3 protein-coding genes are annotated in these 2,268 nt (G+C 63.8%); 1 reads left to right on the forward strand and 2 read right to left on the reverse strand.

The genetic code is table 11. The features are described from left to right. Positions 1-216 (reverse strand): SDR family NAD(P)-dependent oxidoreductase (locus ABYB95_RS21920; RefSeq protein ID WP_372661951.1); only part of this gene is annotated, 216 nt, incomplete at its 3' end. Between ABYB95_RS21920 and ABYB95_RS21925 the strand changes: the two genes are divergently transcribed. Continuing rightward, positions 217-852, forward strand: coding sequence for a TetR/AcrR family transcriptional regulator (locus ABYB95_RS21925; RefSeq protein WP_372661954.1), 636 nt, complete (start codon positions 217-219; stop codon positions 850-852). 80 nt (positions 853-932) lie between these two features. Here the strand turns inward: ABYB95_RS21925 and ABYB95_RS21930 are convergent, their stop codons facing one another. After that, a complete protein-coding gene (locus tag ABYB95_RS21930) occupies positions 933-1,994 on the reverse strand; it encodes an NAD(P)-dependent alcohol dehydrogenase (RefSeq protein ID WP_372661957.1) in 1,062 nt (353 codons plus the stop codon). Positions 1,995-2,268 lie beyond the last annotated feature (274 nt).

Consider the following 2,268-nt stretch of genomic DNA (forward strand, 5'->3'; position numbering starts at 1 on the left):
ATCGGTCGCATGCAAAGCCTGCACAAGCGCCGCGCCTCGACTGGCGTTGCGTACCGGCAAGACGAGTTGGTGCCCGCCTTGTCGGGCCAAGCGCAGGGCTACCTGCAGGCCCAGGCCAGAGGTGGCGCCGGTGATGAGATATGTGGACATAACAATTTGGTGTTGTTGGTGGATGTGTTCATAATATGAAGAATGCTTCAGAATTTGAATTCGCATATGTCCATGCCAACCCCCAGGGCCTTGAAGCCCCGTAAACAGGCGCAGCAGGCGCGGTCTCTGGTCACGGTGGACGCGGTCTTCGAGGCCGCTATTCAGGTTTTGCTGAGCGAAGGCGTGCCGCGCCTAACCACCACCCGTGTTGCCGAGCGGGCCGGGGTTTCGGTCGGTACGCTGTACCAGTACTTTCCCAACAAGCAGGCGCTGTTGTACGCCGTGCTGCAACGGCATTTGAGCCGGGTGGGCGATGCCGTTGAAGAAGCCGCCCGCTCGGTGCATCACGCACCCTTGGCCACCATGGTGAACGTGGTGGTCGAGGCCTTTGTGCGGGTGAAGACCGAGCGGGTGGACGAGGCGCGCGCGCTGTACCGGGTGGCCAGTGAGCTGGACACCCTCGAACTGGTGAAGTCGGTTGGCCTGCGCAGCAACGCAGACCTGTCGGCCATGCTGGCCACCGCTGCCGACGCACGCTTCGACGACCTTGCCCTGACGGCCTATATGTTCTCCGCCGCCATGGTAGGCCCCACCCGGGCCATGCTGGAAGGCAGTGCACCACCCAAGCTGCTGCGCGCCTTGCGTGGGCAATTGGTGTCTCTCTGCCTGGGCTACCTGGAGCGCGAGGCATCGCGCCGCTGAACCGGATTTGCTGCCGTCTTTGTGGTCCAGCTACCCGACCCAACCGGCGCCGCACCTGCCGGTGGCGTGTCAGTGGCCGTTTATGCCGCCTCTTTCAGCGACGCCATGTCGATCACAAAGCGGTACTTCACATCGCTCTTGAGCATGCGTTCGTAGGCGGCGTTGATGTCCTGGATGTTGATCATCTCGATGTCCGAGGTGATGCCGTGCTGGCCACAAAAATCCAGCATCTCCTGCGTCTCGGCAATGCCACCGATCAGCGAGCCCGCCACCGCCTTGCGCTTGAGCAACAAGGGTGTTGAGTTCAGCGCCGGCTCTACCGGCCCCAGGTAACCCACCAGCACGATGGTGCCACCCACCGCCAGCGTGGGCACATAGGGGTTCAGATCGTGCGCGTACGGCACCGTGTCCACGATCAGTTCAAACCGGTTCGCGGCGGCCGCCATCTGATCGGGATCGGTCGAGAGCACGATGTGGTCGGCACCCAGCGCGCGGGCGTCGGTCTCTTTGCCCGCCGAGCGGGTAAACAGCGTCACCTCGGCGCCCATGGCCTTGGCCAACTTCAACGCCATGTGGCCCAGCCCGCCCAGCCCGACCACGCCCACTTTGCTGCCCGGCCCCACTTTCCAGTGGCGCAGCGGCGAAAAGCTGGTGATGCCAGCGCACAGCAGCGGCGCTGCCGCTGCCGGGTCCAGGTTCTCCGGGACCTTCAACACGAAATTCTGCGCCACCACGATGTGGTCGGAGTAGCCACCGTACGTGGGCGAGCCGTCTTGCCGGTCCACGCTGTTGTAGGTGAAGGTCGAGCCGCTTTCGCAATACTGTTCCCAACCCTTGCCGCAAGGCGCGCATTGTTGGCACGAATCGACCATGCAGCCCACGCCCACCAGATCGCCGAGCTTGAAGCGGGTCACGTCTGCGCCCACGGCCGTCACCCGTCCCACGATTTCGTGGCCCGGCACCATGGGGTAGTTGGCGCGGCCCCAGTCGTTGCGCGAGTGGTGGATGTCGGTGTGGCAGACGCCACAGAAAAGAATGTCGATGGCGACATCGTCGGCGCGCGGGCTGCGGCGCACGAAGTTGAACAGGCCCAGGGGTTCGGTAGGGGCGTGGGTGGCGAATGCGCGGGTGTTGGTGCTCATGGGGTGTCCTTTCGCACCATGGTCGCTCATTTCGTGGGTCGTATCGGTCGCCTGCTTGTCTCGCCGCCCTTCACCAGGGGGCTTTGGCCTGAAAACACAGGTATTGTCCAAACACGGTCTGGCGTCGCCGGTGCCGCAAGATTCGACGTGCGGGCCTGGCGGTTTGGATAGGACAATGGGCAGGATGCAGTTCATGATCGTATTCGAGGCATTTGGGCAAGGTCGCGCCCCTGGGTCCCAGCAGGTCGTACGGCGCGCCGCGCTGGTGGCGACC

Origin of the sequence: Hydrogenophaga sp. (genome assembly GCF_041633695.1) — a bacterium.
Lineage (GTDB): Bacteria > Pseudomonadota > Gammaproteobacteria > Burkholderiales > Burkholderiaceae_C > Hydrogenophaga.

Coding starts and splice junctions, on each gene's coding strand:
- ABYB95_RS21925 (WP_372661954.1), top strand. CDS start 217: ATGTCCATGCCAACCCCCAGGGCCTTGAAGCCCCGTAAACAGGCGCAG.
- ABYB95_RS21930 (WP_372661957.1), bottom strand. CDS start 1,994: ATGAGCACCAACACCCGCGCATTCGCCACCCACGCCCCTACCGAACCC.